Genomic DNA, 25147 nt, shown 5'->3' with positions numbered 1-25147 from the left:
AGTCCCTCACGGAATTCCGAAATCCCCTGAATGAAACATGCCCCGCGGGACGCATGAACGAGAAGAGCGCCGAAAGCCCCTTGGATCCTCCTCCCGCCTCCGGGCTCCCCGAGAGGTATGTCGAGATCGAATACACCGTCGAACCCAACTATGCAGGTTGGAGGCTGGACCGCTACCTGGGAGAGAAGCTCCGCCGCCTGTCGCACGCCCGGATCCAGCGCATCATCCAGCGGGGGCTCTTCTGTGAGCACCGGCTCAAGCCCTCCACGCTGGTGTATCCGGGGCTGACCTTCCGCATCCGCCGCAACATGAGCGCCGAGCCGGAGACCCCGACGGAGCTGCCCACCGTCTTCCAGGATGACTGGCTGCTGGTGCTCGACAAGCCCGCGGGGCTGCCCATCCACCCCACGGCGCGCTACCAGAAAGGCACCCTCGTCTCGTTGCTGCGGGAGCGCTTCGGAGAGCGTTTCGCCGAGCCGGCCCACCGGCTGGACCGGGAGACCAGTGGCCTGGTCGTCTGCGGGCGCACCACGGAGGCCTGCCGCGTGCTGGGCCGGCTCTTCCTCTCCCGCGATGTGCACAAGGAGTACCTCGCCGTGTGCGAGGGGCACCCGCCCGAGGACACCTTCACCGTGGATGCGCCCATCGCCGAGGGCACGGCGCTTATCCGGATCGCCGTGCGCATCGACCGGACCGAGGGCAAGGAGAGCCGCACCCGGTTCCAGGTGCTCCAGCGCTTCGTCCGGGACGGGGCCCCGTTCGCCCTGCTGCGCTGCTACCCGGAGACGGGCCGCCAGCACCAGATCCGCATCCACCTGCACGAGGCGGGCTTTCCCCTGGTGGGCGACAAGATGTACGGCCCGGATCCGGGCTACTTCGACCGCTTCAGCAAGCACGCGCTGGAGCCCGAGGCCTGGGCGCGCTTGCGGCTGCCCCGCCACGCGCTCCACGCCGCCCACATCGCCTTTCCGCACCCGGGAACCCGGCAGCCGGTGTCGTTCGACTCACCGCTGCCGGCGGACCTCGTGGACTTCATGGCCGGCAAGCCGCTGGCGCCGGGCCCGGAGGACGCCGCGAGCGCGGCGTGAGGGGCTCAGGCCAGGAGCTGCTTGCCCGGCAGCTCTTCCGGTGTGGAGAGCAGGGTGATGCCGGGGTTGGTGTGCTGCGCGGAGGCCTCGGCCGCGGCCACCTGGGCGGTCAGGTCTCCGGTGAGGTACTTGCCCGAGAAGCACGCGGTGCAGAAGGTGTTGCGCTCCCGGTCCCCGACCGCCGCCCCCAGCCCTTCCTGGGAGAGGTAGCCCAGCGAGTCCGCCGTCACGTAGCGGGCGATCTCCTCCGTCGTGTGGCTGGAGGCGATGAGCTCCTGCCGGCTCGGCGTGTCGATGCCGTAGTAGCAGGGCCACGCCGTCGGCGGAGACGAGATGCGCAGGTGGACCTCCACCGCGCCGGCCGCCTTCAGCATCTTGACGATCTTCCGGCTCGTGGTGCCGCGCACGATGGAGTCATCCACCACCACCACGCGCTTGCCCTTGAGCACCTGGCGCACCGCGGACAGCTTCAGCTTCACGCCGAAGTGGCGGATGGACTGCTGGGGCTCGATGAACGTGCGCCCCACGTAGTGGCTGCGGATGAGCCCCACGTCATAGGGAATCCCGCTCACCTGCGAGAAGCCGATCGCCGCCGGCACGCCGGAGTCTGGCACCGCGATGACCAGGTCCGCCCCCACCGCGGGCTGCTCGCGCGCCAGTTGCCGGCCCAGCTCCTTGCGCGCCTCGTACACGCTCATGCCGAACAGCACCGAGTCCGGCTTGGCGAAGTACACCTGCTCGAAGATGCAGCGGCCCAGCCGCGTGGGCGCGAAGGGCTGGCTGGTGCGCAGGCCCTGCTCGTCGATGACGACCATCTCGCCGGCTTCGATCTCCCGGATGAACTCCGCCTCGATGAGATCCAACGCCGTCGTCTCGCTGGCCAGCACGTAGCTGTTGCGCAGCCGCCCCAGCACCAGGGGCCGGAAGCCGTACGGATCCCTCACCGCCACGAGCTGGTTCTGGGTGAGGAACAGCAGGCTGAAGGCCCCCTTCACCTTGCTCAGCGCCTCCGTCACCTTCTTCTCGAAGGTGGGCTGCCGCGAGCGGGCGATGAGGTGGATGACGATCTCCGTGTCCGCGTCCGACTGGAAGATGGCGCCCTCGGCCACGAGCTGCTGGCGCAGCTCGTGCGCGTTCACCAGGTTGCCGTTGTGGGCGACGGACATCTGCCCGTCCGCGTACTCCACGCACAGGGGCTGCGCGTTCTTCAGCTGGCTGCCGCCCGCGGTGGAGTAGCGCACGTGGCCGATGGCCGCGCTGCCCACGAGCTTCTCCAGGGTGGGCGCGGTGAAGATGTCCGCCACCAGCCCCATCTCGCGGTGGAAGCGCAGCTTGTCCCCGTCCGAGGAGACGATGCCCGCCGACTCCTGCCCGCGGTGCTGCAGCGCATGCAGGCCCAGGTAGGCCAGGTTGGAGGCCTCAGGATGACCGATGATTCCGAAGATGCCGCACATGGAACGGGCCTTACCCCTTTTTGAGCACTCAGAGGAATCACGAACGCACGCCGCGTTTCCAGGTATTCCACCCGGCGCCAAAGCCGGCCTCTGTGGGCAGGCGGGCAGACAGCCGGGCCCGTGTCGATTCCCGTGACGGGCGGCCCCCGTTGGGGTGGGGGAGGGGTTAGTCTGGCCTGCCCATGGCGACGCGACGCCAGCTTTTACGCTCCTTTCTTCCCTTCATTGTTTTGACCGTGGGCGCGGCCTACGCCCTGGCCTCCTGGAACTGGTGCGGGCGCTGGGAGGAGCGCGCCCCGGTGCTGCGGGAGCAGTTCCAGGGCGAGGGCCCCTTGCGGGCAGGGGCTGCGAAGGTGCCCCTCCATCCCCCCTTCCCCGTGGTGGTGGCCGGTTATCCACCGCCCCGCCCGGAGGCGGCGCAGGCCAACCCGCCGGTTCATGCCCGCGCGCTCGTGTTGCAGGCGGGCGAGGCCCGGGTAGGGCTCGTCTCGCTGGAGCTGATGTCGGTGACGGAGCCCCTGGTGCGGCAGATTCGCGAGCGCGCCGCGGACCTGGGCCTGGGCGCCGTGCTGGTGTTCGCTACCCACACCCATTCGTCCTTTGGAGGGTATGACACGCGCATGGTGGCCCAGCTCGTGGGAACCGGGCGCTACCGGGAGGCCGCCGTGAACGCGGTGGTCTCCGCCGCCAGCGATGCGCTGCACAAGGCCGCAGGCTCCCTGGCGGAGGTGACGCTGGCGCTGGGAGAGGCGCGCGAGCCGGACTTCGTCTACTCGCGCTCGGCGGGCGAGCCCCCGGACGGGGCGTTGACCCGCGTGGTGCTCCAGGGGGCGGTGGGCCCCGTCGCCGAACTGCTCATCTTCGCCGCGCACCCCACGATGGTGGGCCGGCAGCGCGCCTATGTGGATCCGGACTACCCCGGCCGGTTGAGCGAGCTGCGGGAGGCACAGGGCGGGGTGACGCTCTTCCTCCAGGGCGCCGGGGGCAATGCCTCGGTGGCGTTCAAGGCGGGCAAGGGCGAGGAGCGGGCCGCGGCCTTCGCCCAGGCCCTGTCCGGGTTGGTGGACCGGGCCTCGCCCGTGGCCGTTCCCGGCACGGTGCGGCTGGCGCTGGCGCGCGCGGAGGTGGCGCTGCCGCGGCCGGATGCCTCGCGGCTGGTGCCCCGGCTGACCCGGGCCGCCGGGGACAACTTCCTGTGCCAGTCGGCCGCGCACGTGGCCGAGGTGAGCGCGCTCGCGCTGGGGCCGCTGCAGCTGCTCACCCTTCCTGGAGAGCCCTCGGTGGGCGCGGGCCAGGTGCTGAGCCAGCGCACGGGGGCCTCCCGCGTGCTGGGGCTGTCAGCGGACTACCTGGGCTACGTGGAGATTCCGTCGCTGGTGGCGCAGCCCGCGGGGGAGGCTCGGCGCCAGTACTACGGCCCCACGTTGCTCGACCGGCTGGGGGCCGCGGCGCAGGTGGCCGCCGAGTCCGCGGGGTTCACCCGCGGGCCCTGACGCGCCTCACAGCTTCTCGTACTTCGAGTCCTCTTTGCGCTTCTTGAAGAGCAGCACGGTGCGCCCCAGGAGCTGGACGAGCTCGGAGCCGGTGCCCTCCGCCAGGCTCGTGGCGGCCTCCTGGCGCGTGCCCGGGCCCTCGTTGATCTTGACCTTGATGAGCTCGTGGTCGTTCAGCGCCTCGGTGATGGCGCCCAGGATGCCCTCGGTGACGCCGGATTGTCCCACGATGACCACCGGCTCCAGGTGGTGTCCTTCGGCGCGCAGGGCGCGGCGTTGCTTCCCAGTGAGCGGCACGGTTTCTCCTCGAAATGGCAGGGGGGCCTTCAGGGCTCCCCGGGCGGGAGGCGCACCCTACTTCTTCTGGGCCGCCATGCGGACCTCTCGCTGCGCGTCGATGTGGTCTGGCTGAAGCTCCACGGTCCGTTTGAAGTGCTTCAGGGCCCCGGAGGCATCTCCCAGGGTCTTCGCTACGACGCCCAGGAAGTAGTGCGCCGGGGCGCAGCGCTCGTTCTGTTTGATGGCCCCCTGAAGTTCCCGGAATATCTCGGGTTGGATGGCCTTCTTGTCCGGGGCGGCGCAGAAGCGGGCATAGGCGCGCCAGGCGTGGAACTCGGCTTCCGCCGCGTTGAGCTGGATGGCCTCGTCGAAGATGGCCACCGCCTCGGCGTACTTGCGGGACTTCACGAAGATGCACCCTTTGCGGAAGCGCTCCTCGGCCTGGAGGATGGCCACCACGTCCACCTCCTCCTTCCCGGCATCCCCGGCCTTGAGCTCCTCCAGGTACTGCTGGCGGGCCTTGTCATCCGTGAGCGTGCGGTAGGCGTCGCCGATGTAGCCGAACACCTCGGCCTTGAGCTTCTCCAGCTCCGGAGGCGCCCCGGGCGGCAGCGTGTCCGGGTGGTACAGCCGGGCGAGCTTGATGTAGGCGATCTTCGCCGCGCCGGCGTCGGCTTGCTCGGTGAGGCCCAGCCGCTCGAAGAAGTTTTGCGCCTTCATGACCGGGGCCAGCTGCCGGAGCTGGGCGAGCTCATCGGTCCCCGAGGGATTTGCCGCGGGGGCGGCGGACGCGCTCGGCGGTGCTGCGGCGGCCGGGGCGGCGGGGGCCACTGGGGCGGCAGGAGCGGAGGGTTTGAGCACTGGCGCTGCGGGCTTTCCAGGCACGGCAGGCCCTGGGGCGGCGGGAGCGGCGGGTCTCGGGGCGGCGGCGGCCGGGCTGGGCGCGGCGGGCCGAGGGGCGGTGGCAGCAGGAGCGGCTGTAGGGTGGGAGCCCGTGGGCCGGGGCGCAGCGGCAGGAGCCGCGGCCGGGGCGGGAGCCGCCGGATGGGAACCCGTGGGCCGGGCCGCAGTGGCCGGGGCGGGAGCCGCCGGATGGGAGCCCGTAGGCCGGGCCGCAGCCGGGGCAGGCGCGGCCGGGTGGGAGCCCGTAGGCCTTGGCGCAGCAGCCGAGGCGGGAGCGGCCGCCGGGTGAGAGCCCGTGGGCCGGGCCGCAGCGGCCGGTGCAGCGGCCGCCGGGTGAGAGCCCGTGGGCCGGGCCGCAGTGGCCGGTGCGGGGGCCGCCGGGTGGGAGCCCGTGGGCCGGGCCGCAGCCGCAGGGGCCGCGGCGGCCGGGGGCGGTCCAGCGGGCCGGGGGGCAGTGGCTGGGGCGGCAGCGGCGGGGTGGGAACCCGTGGGCCGGGGCGCCGCGGCCGGAGCCGGGTTCGCGGCGGTGGGCGAGGCCGGGGCCGCAGTGGCTCCCGGCCGAGGGGCCGTGGCGGAGGGCGGCACGCGCGGCGCGGGGGCTGCGAAGGAGACCGCGTCCAGCCCTTTCAGGAGGAACGCGAGCCGCAGGATGTGGTCCGCGTCCTGCGGAAAGTCCGTGAGCAGCTGCGCGAGCGAGCGGACCCCATCAATGGTGGCGAGGACGCGCACCTCGTGCGGCGTGAGGCGAAGGTCGCCAGCGGCCACCATCCCCACGGACTTCATGATGGGCAGGTTCAAGGCCGGCTGAAGCCGCCGCTTGAGCTCCACCGAGGGGATGCGGCGGACCTGGTCGCTCAGCACCGCCCAGCGGTTCCCCAGCGGCATGGCCTGGGAGGCGGGCAGGTCCTTGGTCACATAGGTGAAGGTGCCCGACTCCGCGCTCAGGCCCTTGTGGAGGATGGACAGGGCGCGCTGGGACAGCTGGGTGAAGGCGGTCGCGGGCTGGAGCAGGCCCAGGCTGAAGAGGGCGACGAGCAGGTCTCCCCCGAAGCGGGGACGGGCGGCCTCGGCCTGCTGAATCTGCTCGGCGGACAGCAGCCGGGCCTGGACGAGCACCGTGCCCAGTGCATCCTCGGCGTGCGAGGAGTCCACGAACTCGGGGTTGCCCTTGCGGAAGTGGATCTGCAGGGTGCGATCGGCGAGCCCCAGCGTGAGCAGTCCCGTGAGTCCCCCGGCGGCGATCCGGCCGTAGAGGGAGATGGGGGACAGCTGCTCCAGCGTGCCCTGCGCGGGAGGCGCCTCGGGCACGGACAGGGGCGTCAGGGGAACACCGCCCACCGCGGGAATCCCCGTGCTGGAGGCGGCACCGGGCGTGGCCACCGGAGCCGCGGGCGCACCAGGGGGGCCCGCGGGCGTCAGCACGGGAGCGCTCGAGACCCGGGCCGGAGCCGGGGCCGCGCTGGGGGCCGGAGCCGCCGGTGCAGCCGTGGCCGGGGTCACCACGTCCCCCCACAGCTCGCGGGGGAAGGCGTCCCGGATGTGCGGAAAGCGCCCCGGGAAGGCGAAGTGAATCCCATCCTCAGACACTTGCAGCCGTCCCTGGATGGCGCCGTTGTCGATGAGCAACTCGATCGTCGGCAGGGCCAGGGGGCCCCAGATCATGCCCTTGTCGTTGCGGACGAAGTACTGCCGGACTTCTCCCTCCGCCATGCGCGTGCTCTCTCCTTGAGAGAACACCCTACCGCCAACCCCGGGATGCGCCAAACAAGGTGACGGCCCAGCTCAGGGCCGGGCCCCTTCGAGCGCGGCCAGGCCCAGCAGGGACAGGCAGGCCGTCTCGGCCTCGAGGGTGGTGGGTGGGTCGAAGCAATACACCTGGCTGTCAAAGACTTTGCAGATTCCCTTGGGGGTCGAAGCACAGGCGGACCGGGAGAAGGCCGTCGCGCACGCATAGCCGCAGACGGCGGAGCCCTCGTTGCTGCGGCACTGGGCGGCGGGCAGGGCGCGGCCGTAGGCGCACATGGCCCCGGGCGACGGATCGAAGCACGTCACCCGGCCGCTCTCGGTCTTGCAGATGCCCATGGGCGTGGAGGCGCACTTCACCCCTTCAGAGCTGGCCTGGCAGCGGTAGCCGCACGCGAAGTCCATGCCCTGGGTCCGGCACTCGGCCTTGGGGGTCTCCTTGCCGAGCACGGCGAACACCGAGGCGGGCGGATCAAAGCACTCCACCTCCCCGCCGCGGCCCCGGCAGACCCCGGCGGGCGTCTTGGCGCACTGCACCTTCCCGAAGTAGGTGGCGCAGTTGTAGCCGCAGGCCGATTCCCCTTCGAGCGTCTTGCACTCGGACTCCGGGGGGGAGCCGCCATAGGCCCGGACGACGTAGGCGGGCGGGTCGAAGCACATGGCCCGGCCGTCCACCAGCTGGCAGCGCCCCTGGGGTGTCTGCGCGCACTTCACCGTGCGTCCATCGGACTTACAGGCGTAGCCGCAGGCCACGTGGGTGTCGACGGAGCGGCAGGTGGGCCCCGCGGCGCTGGGCTCCTGGGTCAACAACACGAGCATCAGGGAAACGAGCGGAGCGAGCACGGAGGACCTCGGTGGAAGCGTCCCGGGATTGACGCTCAGGAGTGGGCGGGGCGCAAGTCCAGCGCCGGCCAGGCAGGCGTGGTAGGGGAGGGGCGCCCGCGTGGAAGGGGGATCCGGCATGGAGATGAGCGGCTTCGATATCGCGTTGCTGTGCCTCGTGGCCCTGTGTGCGGGAGGCGTGGACGCCATCGCGGGGGGCGGAGGGCTGCTCACGTTGCCCGCCTTGCTGGCCACCGGCATGCCGCCGCACGTGGCGCTGGGGACCAACAAGGGCCAGTCCATGTTTGGCTCGGGCGCGGCGCTCTTCCGCTTCTCCCGGGCGGGGCTGGTGAAGGGGCACCTGGCGGTGGTGACGTTTCCGCTTGGGCTGCTGGGCGCGCTCGCGGGGGCGCGGCTGGTGTTGTGGCTGAAGCCCGAGGTGCTCAAGCCGATGGTGCTCGTGCTGCTGGTGGCGGTGGCCGTCTTCCTGGCCTTCCGCCGGGGGCCGCCCCCGGGGGACCGGCCCGAGCCGCCCCTGGCCCGGCTGCGGCTCCTGGGGGGCCTCGCCGCCTTCTTCATCGGCGCCTATGACGGGTTCTTCGGCCCGGGCACGGGCACCTTCCTCATCGTGGCCTTCTCCAGCCTGCTGGGGCATGGCCTGCTGCGCGCGTCCGCGGATGCCAAGGTGGTCAACTTCGCCTCCAACCTGGCCGCGGTGGCGCTCTTCGCCTCGCGCGGCGCGGTGATGTGGCAGGTGGTGCTGCCCATGGCCGTGGCCCAGTTCGCCGGCGGGTGGATTGGCGTTCACCTCACGGTGAAGGGCGGGGATCGGCTCGTGCGCAAGGTGGTGCTCGCCGTGGTGGTGGCGCTCGTGCTGAAGCTCGCGTGGGACTTGTTGCGGCGGTAGGCCGGGGCGCGCTCAGCCGATGTGGACGAGCAGGGCGTGGCCGCGCTTGGCCACCTGCCGCACGAACTTGCGCAGCTCCTCGAAGTAGCTCAGCAGCTCGTCCAGGGGGTCCACGTCATCCGGCGGCTCGTCCCACAGGCCCGGGTAGATGTCGAGCTGCTGCATGGCCGCGGCATCGAAGCGGTTCCGGGGCGTGTCCGGGCTCAGTGCCTGCAAGGCCTCCGCGAGCTGCTTCACCTGGGCGGGCGTGAAGATGCGCGCGGTGCCCTCATCGGACGGGATGTGGCCCACGTCCTCGCCGCCCCGCACCAGGAAGTCCAGGGGCGCCTGGCCTTCCCAGGCCGAGCCCGTCAGCAGGTACTGGAGCCCGTGCCAGCTCTCTCCGATGTCCAGCTCCTGGAACCGGGTGCCGTCCGTATCCCCGAAGTCCTCCTCGTCATCCAGGAAGTCCTCCAGGCGCTCCGGGGCGCTCAGCAGGGCCTTCCGCTGGGCTTCCGTCGCGCTGCGCAGGGTACAGAGCATCTCCATGGTGTCGACCTCGAACGGGCTCCTGGAGCGGAGCGTCACAGCCCTCCCCGCGGTGAGCGGGGAGGGCCGTTGGAAGGCTTAGCGGCGGCGGCGGCGCGACAGGAGCAGGCCCGCGGCGGTCACAGCGAAGGACAGCACTGCCGTGCCACCACCGGCGGAGCAGCCCCCCTTGTCATCCTCATCGTCTCCGGGCTCATCCCCATTGCCCGCGTCCGGGGTACCCGCGTCCGGCGTGCCCGCGTCGGGAGTTCCCGCGTCCGGCGTGCCCGTGCCCCCGGCGACGGTCACCGTGAACGTGGAGGCCACGGCCCGGTCCAGCGTGGAGTTCTTGTCGCCGTTGGCGGAGTTGCCCGCGCCGTAGATCGTCAGGGTGGAGGGCGTCGAGGGGGCCACCAGCGAGAAGTCGAAGCTGACCTCACTGGCCACGAAGGCCTTGGGGGCCGAGTGGGTGAGCTCGTCGCCGACCTTCCGCGAGCCCTCGCTGGGCTGGAGCACCGCCGAAGTGCTGTTGACGGCTACGTTGTAGCCACCGACCACCGCGGGGCCGCCGCGGATGATGAGCTTGTACTGGCCAGTCTCCCCCGCGGCGAGCGAGGCCGGGCCGGAGATCTCCACGGTCGCGCCCGCCGTGCCATCCACGTGGCACGAGACGCACGTGGTGTTCTGCTTGCCCGACTGTCCGCTGATGCCCGTGCTGTTGGCGAGCACAGGCGTCGACAGAAGGAACAACGACCACATCCCCACGGCACGCAACGACGAGAAGCTCATGCACCCCTCCCAAAGGAATCACCGGATGACCGGTTGATAACAAAGGCTCATGACATGCTTCAGCGGTTCCCGCCAAGGGTTTGTGCGGTGCGTCAAAGCACCACATGTTCCTTGTGCTCCCCGAAGACGTCACGCATGGCGTCGGAGATTTCACCCAGCGTCGCGTAGGCCTTCACGGCCTCGAGGATGAGCGGAATGAGGTTCTCGTCCTCCGTCGCGGCGGCCTTGCGGAGCGTGTCGACCGCGCGCGTGGCCGCCGCGTTGCCGCGCTCCGCCCGGAGCTGCTTCATGCGCTCGACCTGGACCCGCTCCACCCTCTCGTCCACCCGGAGCAGGCCGGAGGGGGGCGGCTCCTTGATGGCGAACTGGTTCACGCCCACCACCACCTGCCGGTTCTGCTCCATGTCCCGCTGGGCCTGGTACGCCGCTTCCTGAATCTCGCCCTGGGGGTAGCCCTTGGCGATGGCCGCCACCATGCCCCCCATGTCATCGATGCGCCGGATGTAGTCCTCCGCCTTGGCCTCCAGCTCGTCCGTCATCGCCTCGATGGCGTAGGCGCCGCCCAACGGGTCAATGATGTCCGCGACGCCGGACTCGTAGGCAATCACCTGCTGGGTGCGCAGCGCCAGCCGGGCGGCCTCCTCGGTGGGCAGCGCCAGCGCCTCGTCCCGGCTGTTGGTGTGCAGCGACTGCGCGCCGCCCATCACCGAGGCCAGGGCCTGCAGCGCCACGCGCACCACGTTGTTGTCCACCTGCTGCGCCGTGAGCGTGCTGCCGGCCGTCTGCGCGTGGAAGCGCAGCATCATCGAGCGCGGATCCTTCGCGTGGAAGCGCTCCTTCATGATGCGGGCCCAGAGCCTGCGCGCGGCGCGGAACTTCGCCACCTCCTCCAGGAAGTGGTTGTGCACGTTGAAGAAGAACGACAGCCGCCCGGCGAACTCGTCCACCTGCAGGCCCGCCTTCAGCGCCGCCTCCACGTAGGCGATGCCGTCGGCCAGCGTGAAGCCAATCTCCTGGGCCGCCGTCGAGCCCGCCTCGCGGATGTGGTAGCCGCTGATGGAGATGGGGTTCCACTTGGGCACGTGCTTCGCGCAGAACGCGAACATGTTCGTGATGAGGCGCAGCGAGGGGGCGGGCGGGTAGATGTACGTGCCGCGCGCCATGTACTCCTTGAGGATGTCGTTCTGCACCGTGCCCGACAACTGCTCCAGCGCCACGCCGTTCTTCTCGCCCACCGCCGCGTAGAGGCACAGCAGGATGGGGGCCGTGGCGTTGATCGTCATGGAGGTGGACACCTCCCCCAGGGGAATGCCCTGGAGCAGCACCTCCATGTCCTTCAAGGAGGAGATGGAGACGCCCACCTTGCCCACCTCGCCCTTGGCGCGCGCATGGTCCGCGTCGCGCCCCATCTGCGTGGGCAAGTCAAACGCCACCGAGAGCCCCGTCTGCCCGGACTTCAGCAGGTAGTGGTAGCGCTGGTTGGCATCCTCCGCCGTGCCGAAGCCCGCGTACTGGCGCATCGTCCAGAAGCGGCCCCGGTACATGGTGGGCTGCACGCCGCGGGTGAAGGGGTACTCGCCGGGAAAGCCCAGCTTCGCCAGGTAGTCGTCCCGCACGTCATCCGGCGTGTACACGGGCTTCACGTCGATGCCGCTGGAGGTGGCGAAGGCCGGGTGGCGCTCGCCGCCCTTGCCCTTGGCCTTCTCGTACACCTGCTTGCGCCAGCGGGCCTTCTCGTCCTTGAGGTCTGCCATGGGCGTGCCTCCCTATTCCACCACCACCAGCTTGGCGTTGTTCTCCACGGCCGTGCCCTCCTTGGCGAGCAGCTCTGTCACCTTGCCGGCCTTGGGGCTCTTCAGCTCGTTCTCCATCTTCATCGCCTCCACCACCACGAGGCCCTGGCCCTCCTTCACCTCCTCGCCCACCTTCACCAGCACCTTCACCACCTTGCCGGGCATGGGGGCGGTGATGACCTGCTTGCCCTCCACCGAGAAGCCCGCCGTGCCCACCCGCAGGCGCAGCCGCCGCTCGTCCGCCACGTCCACCCGGCTCACCTGGCCGCGCACCATCACGCCTACCTCGTCGCCGTTCTCCTCGAACTCGACGTGGTACGAGTCGCCGTCCACCAGCAGGGACACCGCCCCGTGGTCCAGCGTCAGCGCGTCCACCGTGTGCGTCTGCCCGTTGAGCGTCAGCCGGTAGCGCGAGCCCTCCAGCGGCTCGATGTCCACCGGCACTGCTTCCTTCTGCCCTTGCAGCTTCGCGAAGTAACGCATGGGTCCCTTTTGAACTCGTGAGAGGAGCCGTGGCCGGCGCTTACCGGGTGCGCAGGCCCAACCGCCAGGCCGACACGCCCCCCGTGCCCGGGCCCGCCTGCTGCGGCAGCGCCTTGGCCCGCTTCTGGTCCCGCTGGTGCGCGAACACCGCGCTCGCCAGCAGCGCCACCTCCTGCAGCTTCGGGTCCTCCCCGCCCAGCAGCGCCGTGTGCTCGCGGGTGAGGAAGCTCGTGTCGTAGTCGCCGCCGGTGAACTCCGGGTGCGCCAGGATGGCCTTCAGGTAGCGCGTGTTCGTCGTGATGCCCTTCACCACGTACTCGCTCAGCGCCCGCTGCGCCCGCGCGATGGCCTCCGCCCGCGTGGGGGCCCACACCGACAGCTTGGAAATCATGGGGTCGTAGAAGTTGGGCACCGTGTAGCCCGCGAACACGCCCGAGTCGTCCCGGACGCTGGGGCCGCCCGGCACGCGCAGGTACTGAATCTTGCCGGGGCTGGGCATGAAGTTGCGCGCCGGGTCCTCCGCGTAGATGCGCACCTCGATGGCGTGGCCCCGCGGGGGCACCGTGTCCGTGAAGGGCAGCTTCTCGCCCTCGGCGACCTTGATTTGCAGCGCCACCAGGTCCAGCCCCGTCACCCACTCGGTCACCGGGTGCTCCACCTGCAGGCGCGTGTTCATCTCCAGGAAGTAGAAGTTGCGGTGCGCGTCCACCAGGAACTCCACCGTCCCGGCGCCCACGTAGTTCACCGCCTTGGCCGCCTTCACCGCCACCTCGCCCATCTGCGCGCGCAGCTCCGGGGTGAGGATGGGGCTGGGCGTCTCCTCCACCACCTTCTGGTGCCGCCGCTGCGCCGAGCACTCGCGCTCGCCCAGGTGCACCGTCGTGCCGTGCTGGTCGGCGAACACCTGGATCTCCACGTGGTGGGGCTTCTCCAGGTACTTCTCGATGTAGACGGCGTCATTGCCGAAGGCGTTGAGCGCCTCGCTCTTGGCCGAGCGCCACGCGGAGTCGAACTCGGCGCCCTGCTCCACCTTGCGCATGCCCTTGCCACCGCCGCCGCCGGCCGCCTTGAGCATGACGGGGAAGCCGATCTTCTCCGCGTACGCCCGGGCCTCCTCCTGGGTGGCGATGGGCTCGGTGGAGCCGGGCACCACGGGCACCCCGGCCTTGATCATGTTCTGACGGGCCCGCGTCTTCTCGCCCATGGCGTCCATGGCCGAGGCGGGCGGGCCGATGAAGGTGATGCCCGCCTTCTCGCACGCGCGCACGAAGGAGGCGTTCTCCGACAGGAAGCCATAGCCCGGGTGGATGGCGTCCGCGCCCGACTGCTTGGCGGCCTCCAGGATGCGCTCCTGGACGAGGTAGCTCTCACGCGAGGGGGGCGGGCCCACGAAGTAGGCCTGGTCCGCCATGCGCACGTGCAGCGCGGAGCGGTCCGCCTCCGAGTAGACCGCCACGGTGGCGATGCCGAGCTCCTTGCAGGTACGCATCACCCGGATGGCGATCTCTCCCCGGTTGGCAATAAGGATCTTGCGGATCTTGGGCATGGGCGCCCTTTAGCACAGGCAGGCGGTGCTCCGGTGAAGGCCCTTTCTACGAGGAGAGTGACTCTTCCCCGCTCATGAGAGGATAGTCCGCACCTGTTCTCACCTGGACACCCGAGCGCTCCCCCATGCCCTTGCGTCGCTGGAACCGTGCGTTGCTTGCCCTCCTGGCCCTGACCGCCTGCAAGAAGGAAGAACCCGCCGCGGCGCCCCCCATCCCCGCGGCGCCCCCCGCCGGCCAGGCCCGCCCCGCGCCGCCCACCCCGGCCCCGGCGCCCCCGGAGGCCCCCGCGGCCGCGGCGCCCGGGACGATGGTGGCGTACCTCCTGCCGCAGGACCCCGAGCGCTGTGACTGGGTGCGTCGTACGCTGCCCGAGGGCGAGCCCACCGCGCTCTTCACCTTCAACGCCCCGTGTGACCGGTCCATGGTGTCCTGGGGCCCCGGGGCGAAGGAGGGGCTCGTCTTCACCTGGCCCTCGGGCGAGGGAGAGGTGCCCCGGGCGTGGCGGGTGGACTTCGTGGCGCACAGCGGCAAGCCGTTGGACTTGAAGGGGCTGCCGGGGGGCACGGGCGCGGGCGCTCCGGACAAGCCCTCCATCGAGGCGATTGGCTTCGATGCGCAGGGCCGCCCGGTGGCGATCATCTCCGATGTCTATGTCTCGCGGACGCCGAAGAAGGGGGCGGACGGCAAGGCGTTCCTCCTCTTCGAGAAGGACCGGTACCCCGTGGCGGAAGGGGAAGGGGTGCCCGGGCTCGCCCTGGCCTACCGGCTGGAGGACGGGGGCTGGAAGCGCATCGAGACGAAGGCCAGCACCTTCGACACGGACATCTCCCAGGGCACGGATGCCCTGGACGCCGTGCGGACGCTGTCGTCCCTCGTCAAGGCCTCTCCGTCGCACGAGATGCCCGGAGACAGCGCCCCAGAGGGCGAAGTGGCGAAGCTGAACGCCGCCTTCCCGGGCCTGGACGACTCGGGCGAGTGGCGGGCGATGCCCACGCCGGGGGGCCCGTTCTACTACCGGGGGGAGCAGGGGGGGGAGTTCCTCTATCCCTCGCCGCCGGTGGGCTTCGAGCAGGACGGGAAGCTGGTGGACCTGGAGGGGCTGCTGGCCAAGAACGGGGACTTCCTGGACCTGCGGCTCCAGGACGGCTTCCTGCTGGTGGGCATCCACGCGAACGCCCGCGCGGCCCAGATCTGGGACACGCGGACGAAGGAGCGCCTGTTGACCCTCGAGGACGCCGTGGCCGCCGCCTTCTGGCCCCAGGCCCGTACGCCCTGACATGGCCGCCCCCATCGACACGGGCGCTCCCCCGGCCAAGCCCGGCCTGCACCGCCTGCTCTATGTGCAGGTGCTGGTGGCCATTGCCGCCGGGGCCCTGCTCGGCCACTTCTTTCCCAGCCTGGGCGAGTCCATGAAGCCCCTGGGCGATGCCTTCATCAAGCTCGTCAAGATGATCATCGCGCCGGTCATCTTCCTCACCGTGGTGACGGGCCTCGCGGGCTCGAAGGATCTCGACAAGGTGGGCCGCATCGCCCTCAAGGCGTTCGCCTACTTCCTCACGTTCTCGACGGCCGCGCTCATCATCGGGCTCATCGTCGCCAACGTGGTGCGGCCGGGTGACGGCATGCACATCGATCCGAAGACGCTCGATGCGGGCACCGTCTCCATCTACGCCTCCAAGGCGCACGACCAGAGCCTCGTGGGCTTCCTGCTGGGCATCATCCCCATGACGGTGGTGAGCGCCTTCGCCGACGGCGAGATTCTGCAGGTGCTGTTCGTCTCCATCCTGTTCGGCATCGCCCTGGCGCTCGTGGGCGAGCGGGGCCGGCCGGTGCTGGAGCTGCTCCAGTCGCTCAGCGCCGCCTTCTTCCGCCTGGTGGGCATCCTGATGAAGGCCGCCCCCATCGGCGCCTTCGGGGCGTTCGCCTTCACCATCGGCCGGTACGGCGTGGGCTCCATCATCAACCTGGCGGAGCTCGTCGCGACCTTCTATGTGACATCGTTGCTCTTCGTGCTCGTGGTGCTGGGGGCGGTGGCCCGCTTGAACGGCTTCTCCATCCTGCGCCTGCTGCGCTACCTGAAGGCGGAGCTGTTCCTCGTGCTGGGCACCAGCTCGTCCGAGGCTGCGCTGCCCAGCCTCATGGAGAAGCTGGAGCGCGCAGGCTGCGCGAAGCAGATCGTCGGCCTGGTAGTGCCCACCGGCTACTCCTTCAACCTGGATGGCACCAACATCTATATGACGCTGGCGGCGCTGTTCATCGCCCAGGCCACCGACACGCACGTGTCCGTGGGCAACCAGATCCTCCTGTTGCTCGTGGCCATGCTCAGCTCCAAGGGGGCGGCGGGGGTGACGGGGGCCGGGTTCATCACCCTGGCGGCCACGCTGTCCGTCGTTCCCACCGTGCCCGTGGCTGGCATCGCGTTGATTCTCGGCGTGGACCGCTTCATGTCGGAGTGCCGCGCCCTCACCAACGTCATCGGCAACGCCGTGGCGACCATCGTCGTCGCCAACTGGGAGGGGGGCATCGACCGTGTGCGGTTCGCCGAGGCCCTGCAGAGCCCGTCCCCGGCGCCGCTCTCCACCGAGAAGTCCTGAGCCGGGCCGGTGTCGCCGGGCCGGCCCGGGAGGGGTACACGGGTGGACACATCCACCGCCCTCCGGGCGGGCCCCCCCCCCGCGCCACTGGAAAGCGCTTGGGCAGGAGGCAAGTATCTTTAGGAGGGAGGTTCGCGATGGACACGAAGACGAAGGCCGCCGGAGAGGGCCGTGCCGTGGTGCTCTTCGACGGGGTCTGCAACCTCTGCAACAGCACCGTCAATTTCATCATCGACCGGGACCCCAGCGCCCACTTCCGCTTTGCCGCCCTGCAGTCCCCCCAGGCTGCGGAGCTGCTGGCCCCGCTGGGGCGCGTGCCCCAGGGGGAGCCCCAGAGCATCTTCCTGCTCGAGGACGGGAAGCTCTACGAGCGGTCCACGGCGGCGCTGAAGATTGCCCGGCGCATGGGCGGGGCCTGGAAGGGGCTCTATGCCTTCATCGTGGTGCCGGCGCCGGTGCGCGATGCCGTCTACCGCTTCATCGCGAGCCACCGGTACCGCTGGTTCGGCAAGTCGGACGCCTGCCGCATGCCCACCCCGGAGCTGCGGGAGCGGTTTCTCTAGCCCCCATCAGTTCACGCGGCGCTCACGCCCCTTCCAGTACGGCTCGCGCAGCACGCCCTTGAGCAACTTGCCGGCGGCGTTGCGCGGGAGCCCCTCGGTGAACTCCACGGACTTGGGGACCTTGAACTCCGCGAGCGCCCCGCGTGTGTGGCGCAGGATGTCCCCGGCCCGCAGCGTGGAGCCGGGCTGCTTCACCACCAGCGCCTTGACGGCCTCGCCCCACAGCTCGTCCGGCACCCCGATGACGGCCACGTCCGCCACCTCGGGGTGGCTGCGGATGACGTTTTCGATCTCCGCCGGGTAGATGTTCTCCCCCGCGGAGATGATCATGTCCTTCACCCGGTCGCAGATGTAGACGAAGCCCTCCGCATCCACGTACCCGGCGTCTCCCGTCATCACCCACTCGCCCACGAGCGTCTTCTGGGTCTCCTCCGGCTGGTGCCAGTAGCCGGCCATCCGGGCAGGGGAGTTCAGGCAGATCTGCCCGATGGTTCCCGGGGGCACCTCGTGCCCCTGCTCGTTCAGGACGCGCACCTGCACCCCGGGAAAGGGGCGGCCCGCGGCGCGCAGCCGGGAGGCTGGGGCGTTCTGGTGGTCCTCGGGCCGCAGACAGACGGCGCAGTTGCCCGTCTCGGTCATGCCGTAGATCTGCGCGAAGTCGCAGCCCAGCAGGCGCCGCCCCTTCTCCAGCAGCGCCGTGGAGATGGGCGCGCCCCCGTACACGACGGCCTTCAGGGACGACAGGTCCGCCTGGTGGATGCCCGGCTCGCCCAGGAGGATCTGCATCATCGCGGGCACCATGCACGTGTGGGTAACGCGGTAGCGGGCAAGGCTGGAGAGAATCGTGGCGGGCTCGAAGCCCCGGAGGACGACTTGCGTGCTGCCCAGGGCCAGCCCCCGCACCAGCCACCACAGGCCTCCGATGTGGAAGGTGGGCACGAAGAGCATGCTGACGCTGGCCTCCGTCCAGCCAATCCAGCACTCGCCGTGGGCCTCCAGCGCGTGGGAGATGGCCAGGAAGCTGCGGTGGGGCAGCAGCACCCCCTTGGGCCTGCCCGTGGTGCCGCTGGTGTAGAGCTGCACCACGACCTCCTCCGGGTCATAGGCCATGTCCAGGGGCGTGGGGGCCGCCCCTTCGCACCAGCGGGCGAACGCTCCCGGGGCGCTCAGGGGCGCGCCCACCCGGACCACGGGCAGCGGGCCTCGCATCTTCTCGAACACCCGCGGCACCAGGGCCGCAGACTCCTCGTCCACGAAGAGCAGCTGGGCCCCCGAATCCTCGAGGATGTAGGCCAGCTCCTCCGGGGCGAGCCGCCAGTTCAGGCCCACGTAGACGGCGCGGGCCTTGGCCACCCCGAACAGCAGCACGAGCGAGTCGAGCGACTCCCGGCCAAGCACCGCCACCCGTGCTCCCGGGTGGATGCCCTCCCGGCGCAGGGCATGCGCCGCCTGGTTGGAGCGGCGCTCCAGCGCGTCGTAGCTCAAGGGCTCGTTCCTCACGATGAGGGCGGCCTTCGGCCCCAGGCGCTGGCTGCGGAGGGCCGGCAGCGTGGCGAGCGTGGTGACTTCGCGAATCCCGCTCATGGCGTTCATCTCCTGGCCGCTCATCCCGTGGCCTTCGTGGGCCCCACGTCCGCCCGCCCGTAGCCCAGCACCTCGTCGTGCAGGTGCTGGGTGAGGGCGTCCAGGGTGGGGAAGTCGAACAGCAGCGCCGCGGGCAGGGAGCAGCCGAGGGTGATTTCCAGGTGGTTCTTCAGCTCGACGGACGAGAGCGAGTCGATGCCCAGCTCCACCAGCCGGTGGTGGGGATCGATCTTCTCGGGTGAGGAGAAGCCCAGCATGCGTGCCAGCAGGCCACGCGAGAAGCCCAGCAGCAGCTCCCGGCGCTGGAGGGGCGAGGCCTCGCGCAGCCGGGCCCGGAAGAGCTCGGGGGGCTCGGCGGGGGTGGTGCTCTTCCCGCGTGCGGCGCCGGTCATCAGGGACTCGACGAGCTTCAGGGGCGTGCCCAGGCGCACCTGGCGGATGAACCGCTCCCAGTCGATGGCCGCCACGCCCGCCTGGGGCAGGTCCCCGCGCAGCAGGAGGCCCAGGGCCGCCAGCGCCAGCGGGGTGGGCAGCGTGTGGATGCCACGCGCCGCGGCCTGCTTGCGCTGCTGCGGATCCAAGGTGGCCGCCATGCCCACCGAGGCCCAGGAGCCCCAGTTGATGCTCAGGCCCGGCAGGCCCTGGGCCCTGCGCTGGTGCATGAGCGCATCCATGAAGGCGTTGGCCGCCGCGTAGTTGGCCTGGCCCAGCGAGCCCAGCGCGGAGGACATGGAGGAGAAGCAGACGAAGAAGTCCAGGGGCAGGTCCTTCGTCACGAGGTGCAGGTTCCACGTCCCCTGCACCTTGGGCTTCATCACCTTCCGGAAGCGCTCTTCGGTCAGCTCCTGCAGGGTTCCGTCATCCAGCAGTCCCGCGGCGTGGATGACGCCCGCGAGTGGGGCGAAGCCCGCGGTGCGGAGGTGCTCCATCACCTGGGTGAGCTGCGCCAGCTCGGTGACATCCGCCTGGAGCACCTCCACGCGCACCCCCGTGGCGCGCAGGCGCTCCAAGAGGGCCTGGGCCTCGGCGCCTGGGCCCCGGCGGCCCAGCAGGATCAGCGAGCGCGCGCCCTGCCTCACGAGCCACTGTGTGACTTCCAGGCCAAGCGCGCCCAGTCCGCCCGTGAGCAGGTAGGTGCCCTCGGGGCGAATCACCGGCCGCTCGTCCGCCGCCTCCCGGCGCGGCAGCTCGATGACGACCTTTCCGATGTTCTTCGCCTGCGAAAGGTGCCGGAACGCCGTCTGCACATTGCTCAGCGGGTAGCGCTCGACGGGCAGGGGCTCCACGCTTCCCAGGGCCATCCACCCGAGCACCTCGGCCAGCGACTTCCTCAGCCCACTGCGGACCTCGGCGGAGGCCTCGCTCAGGTCGAACGCGTGGTAGGTGATGTCCGGCCGCACGGCGGCGACCTGCTCGGGCGTCCAGATGCCCAGCTTGCCAATCTCGATGAAGCGCCCCCCCTGGGCGAGGACCTTCAGGTTCGCGGGGATGAAGTCACCGTTGAGCGAGTTGAGCACCACGTCGACGCCGCGCCCTCCGGTGGCTTCCAGCACCTGCTCCTGGAAGTGCAGCGAGCGCGAGTTCATGACGTGGCGCACGCCCTGGGCCTGGAGGAAGGACCACTTGGGAGGACTGGCGGTGGCCAGCACCTCGGCGCCCAGGCGCTGGCAGAGCCGCAGCGCCGCCTGGCCCACGCCCCCCGCCGCCGCGTGGATCAGCACCCGGTCTCCCGGGCGGATTCGCGCCAGCGAGACGAGCGAGTGCCACGCGGTCATGAACACCGAGGGTGCCGCCGAGGCATCCAGGAAGCTCAGCCCTTCCGGCATCGGAATGAGATCCTCGATGGGAAGCGTGACGTGGCTGGCCAGACACGCGTCGCCGATGGCCACCACGCGCTCGCCGATCCGCGACGCCGGGACGCCCGGGCCCACGCGGGTGATGGTGCCCGCGCACTCCAGGCCCAGCGTCCGCGAGCCGTCGGGTTTCTTCAGCATGGCCAGGGCGAAGAGCACGTCCTTGAAGTTGAGGGCGGAGGCTCGCACCTCCACCTCGGCCTCTCCGGGTCCGGGCGGGCGGCGCTCCACCGGGGCTTGGCTCAGGCGCTCCAGGGCCCCGGAGGGATCCAAGGTCAACTGGAAGGACGGGGCCTGGGAGGGCTCGCCGGAAGGCAGCGCGTCCTTCATCCGCTCCCAGCGGGCGATGAACCGCAGGCCCCGCCGGAAGGCGACCTGCTCCTCGGCCTCGTGGGCGAGCACCTCTTGCGCGAGCTGCCGCACCTCCAGCTCCAGCGGAGCGCGCCGGACGCCGGGCTCCAGGTCCATGTGGAGGCAGCGGAAGGCGGGGCGCTCCATCCGGAACGTGTTGAACAGGCCCAGCAGGGCGGACTGCTCGACGTGGACGGGGGCGGGGCGCTCACCGGGCGAGAAGGCGCCCCGGGTGACGAGGTGCACCGTCAGCTCCCGGAACGGGCCCAGGGCCTGGATGAGGCGCAGCAGCGGGCCGCAGCCGAGCGCTTGCGCGGACTCCAACGCCTGGGCGGGCTCGGGGGTGTCCCCCACGAGATCCAACCCCCAGAAGTAGAGCACCCCGGGCGGGTCGCGGCGTGCCGCGCCGGGGGCGGCCGGGGCACACACCGCTTCCATCAAGGCGGTGAAGTGCTCGGGGTGGGCGGGGTCCAGATGGTAGTGCCCGCTGTCCTGGCGCAGCGCCTGGCTGCCCGGGGCGGGATGCACGAGGATGCACCCGGCCTGGGCCTCTTCCAGGGCGCGCGCCACCGCGAGCCCCACGCCCGCCTGGTCCGCGAAGATCAGCCACCGGTTCGGGGCGGTGGAGGCGTTGGAGACGGCGGCGCCTCCCGTCCCGAGGGCTCGCTGGGGCCACAGGAAGGAATAGAGGAACTCCGCCGGGTCGCCTTCGAGGATGCGCCGCAGGGAGGCTTCATGGGTTTGCAGCACCTGCAAGCCCAGGACGAGCGCGATGCGCTGGCCGGTGCCGTCCAGCAGGTGGACATCGGCCCGGGCGACCCGGGAGTCCTCGCCCTCGGAGGGACGCCGGACGATATAGGCCTGGCACCGGCCCTCGGGCTTCTTCCACCAGTGCAGTGCCTCGATGCCCGTGGGCAGGTAGGTGGTGTTGCCGTCGAGGAACGCGAGCGCCATCGCCTGGAAGGCCGAGTCCAGGAGCGCGGGGTGCAGGCAATACGGGGCGCTCGCGTCGCGGAGGGCCTCGGTCAGCTCCACGCGGCCGAGCACCTGCCCGTCACGGGCCCGGAGTTCCTTCAGCCCCTGGAAGGTGGGCCCATAGGCCAGCCCGCGCTGGCGCATGCGCTCGTAGAACGCCTGGGGCTCCAGACCCAGGGGCAGCTCCTGCGAGAAGGACTCGGGGAGCGGCGGCACCGGGGCGTCCAGTGGCTCCCCGGCGATCAGTCCCTGCACGTGGAGCTTCCAGGGAACCGAGTCGCCTTCGCTCGCGGCGCTCTGACTGGTGATCTGAAACGCGAACCCGCCGGAGGTGTGCGGTTTGAGGGTGGTGCGGACGCGCGTCTTCGTGTCCGCGGACAAGGCCAGGGCGGCGCGGATGGCCACGTTCTTCACGGTGGGCCGGGCGTTCGGCAGGGCAATCGTCCCCGCGGCGAGAGCCAGTTCCAGGAAGCCCGCGGCCGGGACGAGCGCGTGGCCAAACACCCGGTGATCCGTGAGGTAGCCGGGGTGGGCCTCATCCAGCTCGGCCTCGAAGACATAGGCCTCATCCCGGGAGCTTCGGGCCGCCACGCGGCGCCCGAGCAGCGGGTGAACGGGGGCCGCCGAGGGCTGCGCGCCCGGCTGCGCGACGGCGTAGGCCGGGAACCAGTAGTGCTCCCGCTGGAAGGGATAGGTGGGCAGCACGTCCAGCTTGCGCCCGGGGTAATCCCGGTCCACCGCCACCCAGTCCACGGGGGCTCCCGCAGTGTACAGCTCGGCCAGGCTGGCCAGCATCTGCTCCCAGTCGCGCGGCACCGCGGTGAGGCTGGGCAACCACTTCAGCTCGGGATCCGAAAGGCCGTGGCGGCCCAGGGCCACCAGCGTAGGCCGGGGGCCGATCTCCAGGAAGTGGCGGCAACCCAGGCGGTGCATCGCCTCGAGGCCGGCGTGGAAGCGCACCGGCTCGCTCACGTGGCGGACCCAATAGTCCGCCTGGGCCACCTCCTCCGAGAGCGAGGTGCCGGTGAGGTTGGAGATGAACTCCAGCTTCGGCGGGGCGTAGTGCACCCGCTGGGCCACCTGGGCAAAGGCCTCCAGCATCGGCCGCATCAGGGGCGAGTGGAAGGCGTGGGAGACTTCCAGCGCCTTCGGGGCGGGGCTGTTCTGGGCGAACGCCGCGGCCAGCGCCTGCAGCCGCTGCCGGGAGCCCGAGAGGATCACCTGCCGGGGACCGTTGACGGCGGCCAGGGAGACCTCGTCCGGGAAGGGGGCGATGAGCTGCCGGACGATCTCCTCATCGGCCGCGAAGGCCATCATGGCCCCGCCCTCCGGGAGGACGCCCATCAACCGGCCCCGCGCCGCGACGAGCTTCAGCCCATCCTCCAGGCTGAAGACACCGGCGATACACGCCGCGACATACTCGCCCAGGCTGTGGCCCATCACGGCCGCGGGCTGCACGCCCCAGGACTGCCAGAGCATGGCCAGCGCGTACTCGAGCGCGAAGAGCAAGGGCTGCGCGTACTCCGTCCGGTGGATCCGCGCGGCCTCGGCCTCCGGGCCATACAGCACCTCCTTCAAAGACCAGCCCACCTCGGCGGCGAGGAGGGCGTCGCACGCGTCCAGGGTCTTCTGGAAAGTGGGTTGGGTGGCGTACAGCTCTCGCCCCATGCCCAGGAGCTGGGAGCCCTGGCCGGTGAAGAGGAAGCCCACGCTGGGGGGACGGTTGCGCACCAGCCCCCGCGAGCTTCCAGGCGGCGTCTGGCCCTGGCGTGCGGCCTTCAGCCGCGCGAGCAGCTCCTGCTGTGAGCCCGCCTGAAGGGCCAACCGGTGCGAGAAGTGCGAGCGCCCCGCGTTCGCCGAGTGGCACACGTCCGCCAGCGGCAGTTCCGGGTGCTTCTCCAGCAGCGCCACATAGGCCTCCACCAGCGCCTCCAGCGCGCCTTCGGTCTTCGCCGAGAGCGCGAGCAGGTGCCGGGGCCGCTCCACCGGCTGGGAAGCCGGCTCCTGCCGGGGCGGCTCTTCCACCACCAGGTGCGAGTTGGTCCCGCTGAAGCCGAAGGAGCTGACGCCGGCCACGCGCTTGCGCTCGGACGCCGGCCACGGCGTGAGGCTTGTGGGCACCCGGAAGGGCAGCTTGTTCCAGGGGATGCGGGAGCTGGGCTTCTGCAGGTGCAGGTTTGGCGCGATGGCGCCGTGGGTGAGCTGCAGGATGACCTTGATGAGCCCGCCGATGCCGGCCGCGGACTCCATGTGCCCGATGTTCGTCTTGGCCGAGCCCACCCACAGCGGCCGGTCCGCGCCGTGGTTGCCGGCGAAGACTTCGCCCAGGGCGTTCATCTCGATGGGGTCTCCCAGGGCGGTCCCGGTGCCGTGCGCCTCGATGTAGTCCACGGCGGAGGGCTCCAGGCCGGCGTTCTCCAGGGCCTTGCGGATGACCTGGCGCTGGGCGGGCCCGCTGGGCGCGGTCAGCCCGCCGCTCGGCCCGTCCTGGTTGACGGCGCTGCCGCGGATGACCGCGAGGATGGGGTCCTTGTCCCGCTTCGCGTCGGCCAGGCGCTTGAGGACGACCATGCCCACGCCCTCGCTGCGCACGTACCCATTGGCGGAATCATCGAAGGTCTTGCAGCGGCCCTCGGGCGAGAGCATGTGCGCACGCGACAGCAGCACGTGGCCCAGCGGCGCGAGCATGAGGTTGACGCCGCCGGCCAGCGCCGCGTCCGTCTCCCGCCGCCGCAGGCTCTCGCAGGCCAGGTGCACGGCGACGAGCGCGGACGAGCACGCCGTGTCGAGCGTCATGCTGGGGCCATGCAGGCCCAGCACATAGGACAGCCGCCCCGAGGCGGGGCTGTGGGCGCTGCCCGTGCTGGCGGTGGGGTCGGCCTCCTCTTCCGGCACGCACTGGGCCATGAGCGCCGCGTAGTCCGTGCAGGTGAGCCCCACGTAGACGCCCGTCTCGCTGCCGTACAGCGAGCTGGGCGGAATGCAGGCCCGCTCCAGCGCCTCCCACGCCACTTCCAGAATCAGCCGCTGCTGCGGGTCCATGTACATGGCCTCGCGCGGCGAGATGCGGAAGAACTGCGCGTCGAAGACCGTGTGCCCGCTCATGAAGCCGCCCTCGCGGGTGCAGATCTTCCCGGGCGCGTCGGGATCCGGATCATAGTACTTGTCCGAATCCCAGCGGTCCCCGGGGATGGGGGAGATGGCGTCGCGGCCGGACTCCAGCAGCGCCCAGAACTCCTCCGGCGTCTGGATGCCTCCGGGCAAGCGGCACGCCATGCCCACCACGGCGATGGGCTCGCCGTTCGCCGTCTTCGCGGCCTCCGCCGCCTCCAGTTTGAGGCGCATGGCCTTGAGGGCGAGGAGCGCCTCGTTGAGCAGCTTGGGATAGTTGGGCGGGGAGGGGGGGGGCATGGCCGGTT

17 protein-coding genes are annotated in these 25147 nt (G+C 70.9%); 6 read left to right on the top strand and 11 right to left on the bottom strand.

What is annotated here, in order from left to right; all coding sequences use genetic code 11:
• Positions 1 to 53 precede the first annotated feature (53 nt).
• Positions 54 to 1088 (top strand): RluA family pseudouridine synthase, encoded by a 1035-nt coding sequence (locus tag KY661_RS29195; protein WP_225413339.1) that lies wholly within the window; start codon positions 54 to 56, stop codon positions 1086 to 1088.
• A gap of 5 nt (positions 1089 to 1093) precedes the next feature.
• Here KY661_RS29195 and purF read toward each other — a convergent pair whose 3' ends face one another.
• Positions 1094 to 2542: an amidophosphoribosyltransferase gene (purF, locus tag KY661_RS29190; RefSeq protein ID WP_225413338.1), complete on the bottom strand. Its 1449-nt coding sequence runs from the start codon at positions 2540 to 2542 to the stop codon at positions 1094 to 1096.
• A gap of 182 nt (positions 2543 to 2724) precedes the next feature.
• Here purF and KY661_RS29185 point away from each other — a divergent pair, with 182 nt between their 5' ends.
• On the top strand, positions 2725 to 4035 hold the full coding sequence (locus KY661_RS29185; protein ID WP_225413337.1) for a hypothetical protein: 1311 nt from the start codon (positions 2725 to 2727) through the stop codon (positions 4033 to 4035).
• Between the two features lie 6 nt (positions 4036 to 4041).
• Here KY661_RS29185 and yhbY read toward each other — a convergent pair whose 3' ends face one another.
• The 3 genes from yhbY to KY661_RS29170 form a co-directional block, all read right to left on the bottom strand.
• A complete protein-coding gene (gene yhbY, locus KY661_RS29180; protein WP_075007758.1) occupies positions 4042 to 4332 on the bottom strand; it encodes a ribosome assembly RNA-binding protein YhbY in 291 nt (96 codons plus the stop codon).
• A gap of 57 nt (positions 4333 to 4389) precedes the next feature.
• Positions 4390 to 6927 (bottom strand): DnaJ domain-containing protein, encoded by a 2538-nt coding sequence (locus KY661_RS29175; RefSeq protein ID WP_225413336.1) that lies wholly within the window; start codon positions 6925 to 6927, stop codon positions 4390 to 4392.
• A 72-nt stretch (positions 6928 to 6999) separates the two neighbouring features.
• Entirely contained in the window at positions 7000 to 7803 is an 804-nt protein-coding gene (locus KY661_RS29170; RefSeq protein WP_225413335.1) for a hypothetical protein, read from the bottom strand.
• A 118-nt stretch (positions 7804 to 7921) separates the two neighbouring features.
• On the opposite strand from KY661_RS29170, the gene KY661_RS29165 reads away from it, so the two are divergent.
• A complete protein-coding gene (locus KY661_RS29165) occupies positions 7922 to 8689 on the top strand; it encodes a sulfite exporter TauE/SafE family protein (protein ID WP_225413374.1) in 768 nt (255 codons plus the stop codon).
• Between the two features lie 12 nt (positions 8690 to 8701).
• Here KY661_RS29165 and KY661_RS29160 read toward each other — a convergent pair whose 3' ends face one another.
• From KY661_RS29160 to accC, 5 genes are all read right to left on the bottom strand, one after another.
• Positions 8702 to 9217: a YfbM family protein gene (locus tag KY661_RS29160; RefSeq protein ID WP_225413334.1), complete on the bottom strand. Its 516-nt coding sequence runs from the start codon at positions 9215 to 9217 to the stop codon at positions 8702 to 8704.
• A 78-nt stretch (positions 9218 to 9295) separates the two neighbouring features.
• Complete coding sequence (locus KY661_RS29155) at positions 9296 to 9985, bottom strand: MXAN_6652 family MXYO-CTERM-anchored protein (RefSeq protein ID WP_225413333.1); 690 nt, start codon at positions 9983 to 9985, stop codon at positions 9296 to 9298.
• A 92-nt stretch (positions 9986 to 10077) separates the two neighbouring features.
• Entirely contained in the window at positions 10078 to 11739 is a 1662-nt protein-coding gene (locus KY661_RS29150) for an acyl-CoA mutase large subunit family protein (RefSeq protein ID WP_225413332.1), read from the bottom strand.
• Positions 11740 to 11751: 12 nt separating this feature from the next.
• Positions 11752 to 12261, bottom strand: coding sequence for a biotin/lipoyl-containing protein (locus KY661_RS29145; protein WP_075007764.1), 510 nt, complete (start codon positions 12259 to 12261; stop codon positions 11752 to 11754).
• 40 nt (positions 12262 to 12301) lie between these two features.
• Positions 12302 to 13807: an acetyl-CoA carboxylase biotin carboxylase subunit gene (accC, locus tag KY661_RS29140; RefSeq protein WP_075007765.1), complete on the bottom strand. Its 1506-nt coding sequence runs from the start codon at positions 13805 to 13807 to the stop codon at positions 12302 to 12304.
• Positions 13808 to 13932: 125 nt separating this feature from the next.
• Here accC and KY661_RS29135 point away from each other — a divergent pair, with 125 nt between their 5' ends.
• From KY661_RS29135 to KY661_RS29125, 3 genes are all read left to right on the top strand, one after another.
• On the top strand, positions 13933 to 15084 hold the full coding sequence (locus tag KY661_RS29135; RefSeq protein ID WP_225413331.1) for a hypothetical protein: 1152 nt from the start codon (positions 13933 to 13935) through the stop codon (positions 15082 to 15084).
• A gap of 1 nt (position 15085) precedes the next feature.
• Positions 15086 to 16402 carry a dicarboxylate/amino acid:cation symporter gene (locus KY661_RS29130; protein WP_225413330.1) on the top strand — a complete coding sequence of 439 codons (1317 nt, stop codon included), beginning with the start codon at positions 15086 to 15088 and terminating at the stop codon, positions 16400 to 16402.
• Between the two features lie 137 nt (positions 16403 to 16539).
• A complete protein-coding gene (locus KY661_RS29125) occupies positions 16540 to 16965 on the top strand; it encodes a thiol-disulfide oxidoreductase DCC family protein (RefSeq protein ID WP_075007768.1) in 426 nt (141 codons plus the stop codon).
• A gap of 6 nt (positions 16966 to 16971) precedes the next feature.
• Here KY661_RS29125 and KY661_RS29120 read toward each other — a convergent pair whose 3' ends face one another.
• On the bottom strand, positions 16972 to 18549 hold the full coding sequence (locus KY661_RS29120) for a long-chain-fatty-acid--CoA ligase (protein WP_225413329.1): 1578 nt from the start codon (positions 18547 to 18549) through the stop codon (positions 16972 to 16974).
• 20 nt (positions 18550 to 18569) lie between these two features.
• Complete coding sequence (locus KY661_RS29115) at positions 18570 to 25139, bottom strand: type I polyketide synthase (protein ID WP_263437458.1); 6570 nt, start codon at positions 25137 to 25139, stop codon at positions 18570 to 18572.
• Between the last annotated feature and the right edge of the window lie 8 nt (positions 25140 to 25147).

The organism is Allostigmatella hybrida, assembly GCF_020103775.1.
Taxonomy (GTDB): Bacteria; Myxococcota; Myxococcia; order Myxococcales; family Myxococcaceae; genus Hyalangium; species Hyalangium aurantiaca.
The sequence above is the reverse complement of the archived record's forward strand: the minus strand, read 5'-3'. Positions and strand labels throughout refer to the sequence as shown.

What these genes read in the sequence shown, in the direction of transcription:
- KY661_RS29195 (WP_225413339.1), top strand. Translation starts at nt 54, where the DNA reads ATGAACGAGAAGAGCGCCGAAAGCCCCTTGGATCCTCCTCCCGCCTCC.
- purF (WP_225413338.1), bottom strand. Translation starts at nt 2,542, where the DNA reads ATGTGCGGCATCTTCGGAATCATCGGTCATCCTGAGGCCTCCAACCTG.
- KY661_RS29185 (WP_225413337.1), top strand. Translation starts at nt 2,725, where the DNA reads ATGGCGACGCGACGCCAGCTTTTACGCTCCTTTCTTCCCTTCATTGTT.
- KY661_RS29175 (WP_225413336.1), bottom strand. Translation starts at nt 6,927, where the DNA reads ATGGCGGAGGGAGAAGTCCGGCAGTACTTCGTCCGCAACGACAAGGGC.
- KY661_RS29165 (WP_225413374.1), top strand. Translation starts at nt 7,922, where the DNA reads ATGGAGATGAGCGGCTTCGATATCGCGTTGCTGTGCCTCGTGGCCCTG.
- KY661_RS29160 (WP_225413334.1), bottom strand. Translation starts at nt 9,217, where the DNA reads ATGGAGATGCTCTGTACCCTGCGCAGCGCGACGGAAGCCCAGCGGAAG.
- KY661_RS29155 (WP_225413333.1), bottom strand. Translation starts at nt 9,985, where the DNA reads ATGAGCTTCTCGTCGTTGCGTGCCGTGGGGATGTGGTCGTTGTTCCTT.
- KY661_RS29150 (WP_225413332.1), bottom strand. Translation starts at nt 11,739, where the DNA reads ATGGCAGACCTCAAGGACGAGAAGGCCCGCTGGCGCAAGCAGGTGTAC.
- KY661_RS29145 (WP_075007764.1), bottom strand. Translation starts at nt 12,261, where the DNA reads ATGCGTTACTTCGCGAAGCTGCAAGGGCAGAAGGAAGCAGTGCCGGTG.
- accC (WP_075007765.1), bottom strand. Translation starts at nt 13,807, where the DNA reads ATGCCCAAGATCCGCAAGATCCTTATTGCCAACCGGGGAGAGATCGCC.
- KY661_RS29135 (WP_225413331.1), top strand. Translation starts at nt 13,933, where the DNA reads ATGCCCTTGCGTCGCTGGAACCGTGCGTTGCTTGCCCTCCTGGCCCTG.
- KY661_RS29130 (WP_225413330.1), top strand. Translation starts at nt 15,086, where the DNA reads ATGGCCGCCCCCATCGACACGGGCGCTCCCCCGGCCAAGCCCGGCCTG.
- KY661_RS29125 (WP_075007768.1), top strand. Translation starts at nt 16,540, where the DNA reads ATGGACACGAAGACGAAGGCCGCCGGAGAGGGCCGTGCCGTGGTGCTC.
- KY661_RS29120 (WP_225413329.1), bottom strand. Translation starts at nt 18,549, where the DNA reads ATGAGCGGGATTCGCGAAGTCACCACGCTCGCCACGCTGCCGGCCCTC.
- KY661_RS29115 (WP_263437458.1), bottom strand. Translation starts at nt 25,139, where the DNA reads ATGCCCCCCCCCTCCCCGCCCAACTATCCCAAGCTGCTCAACGAGGCG.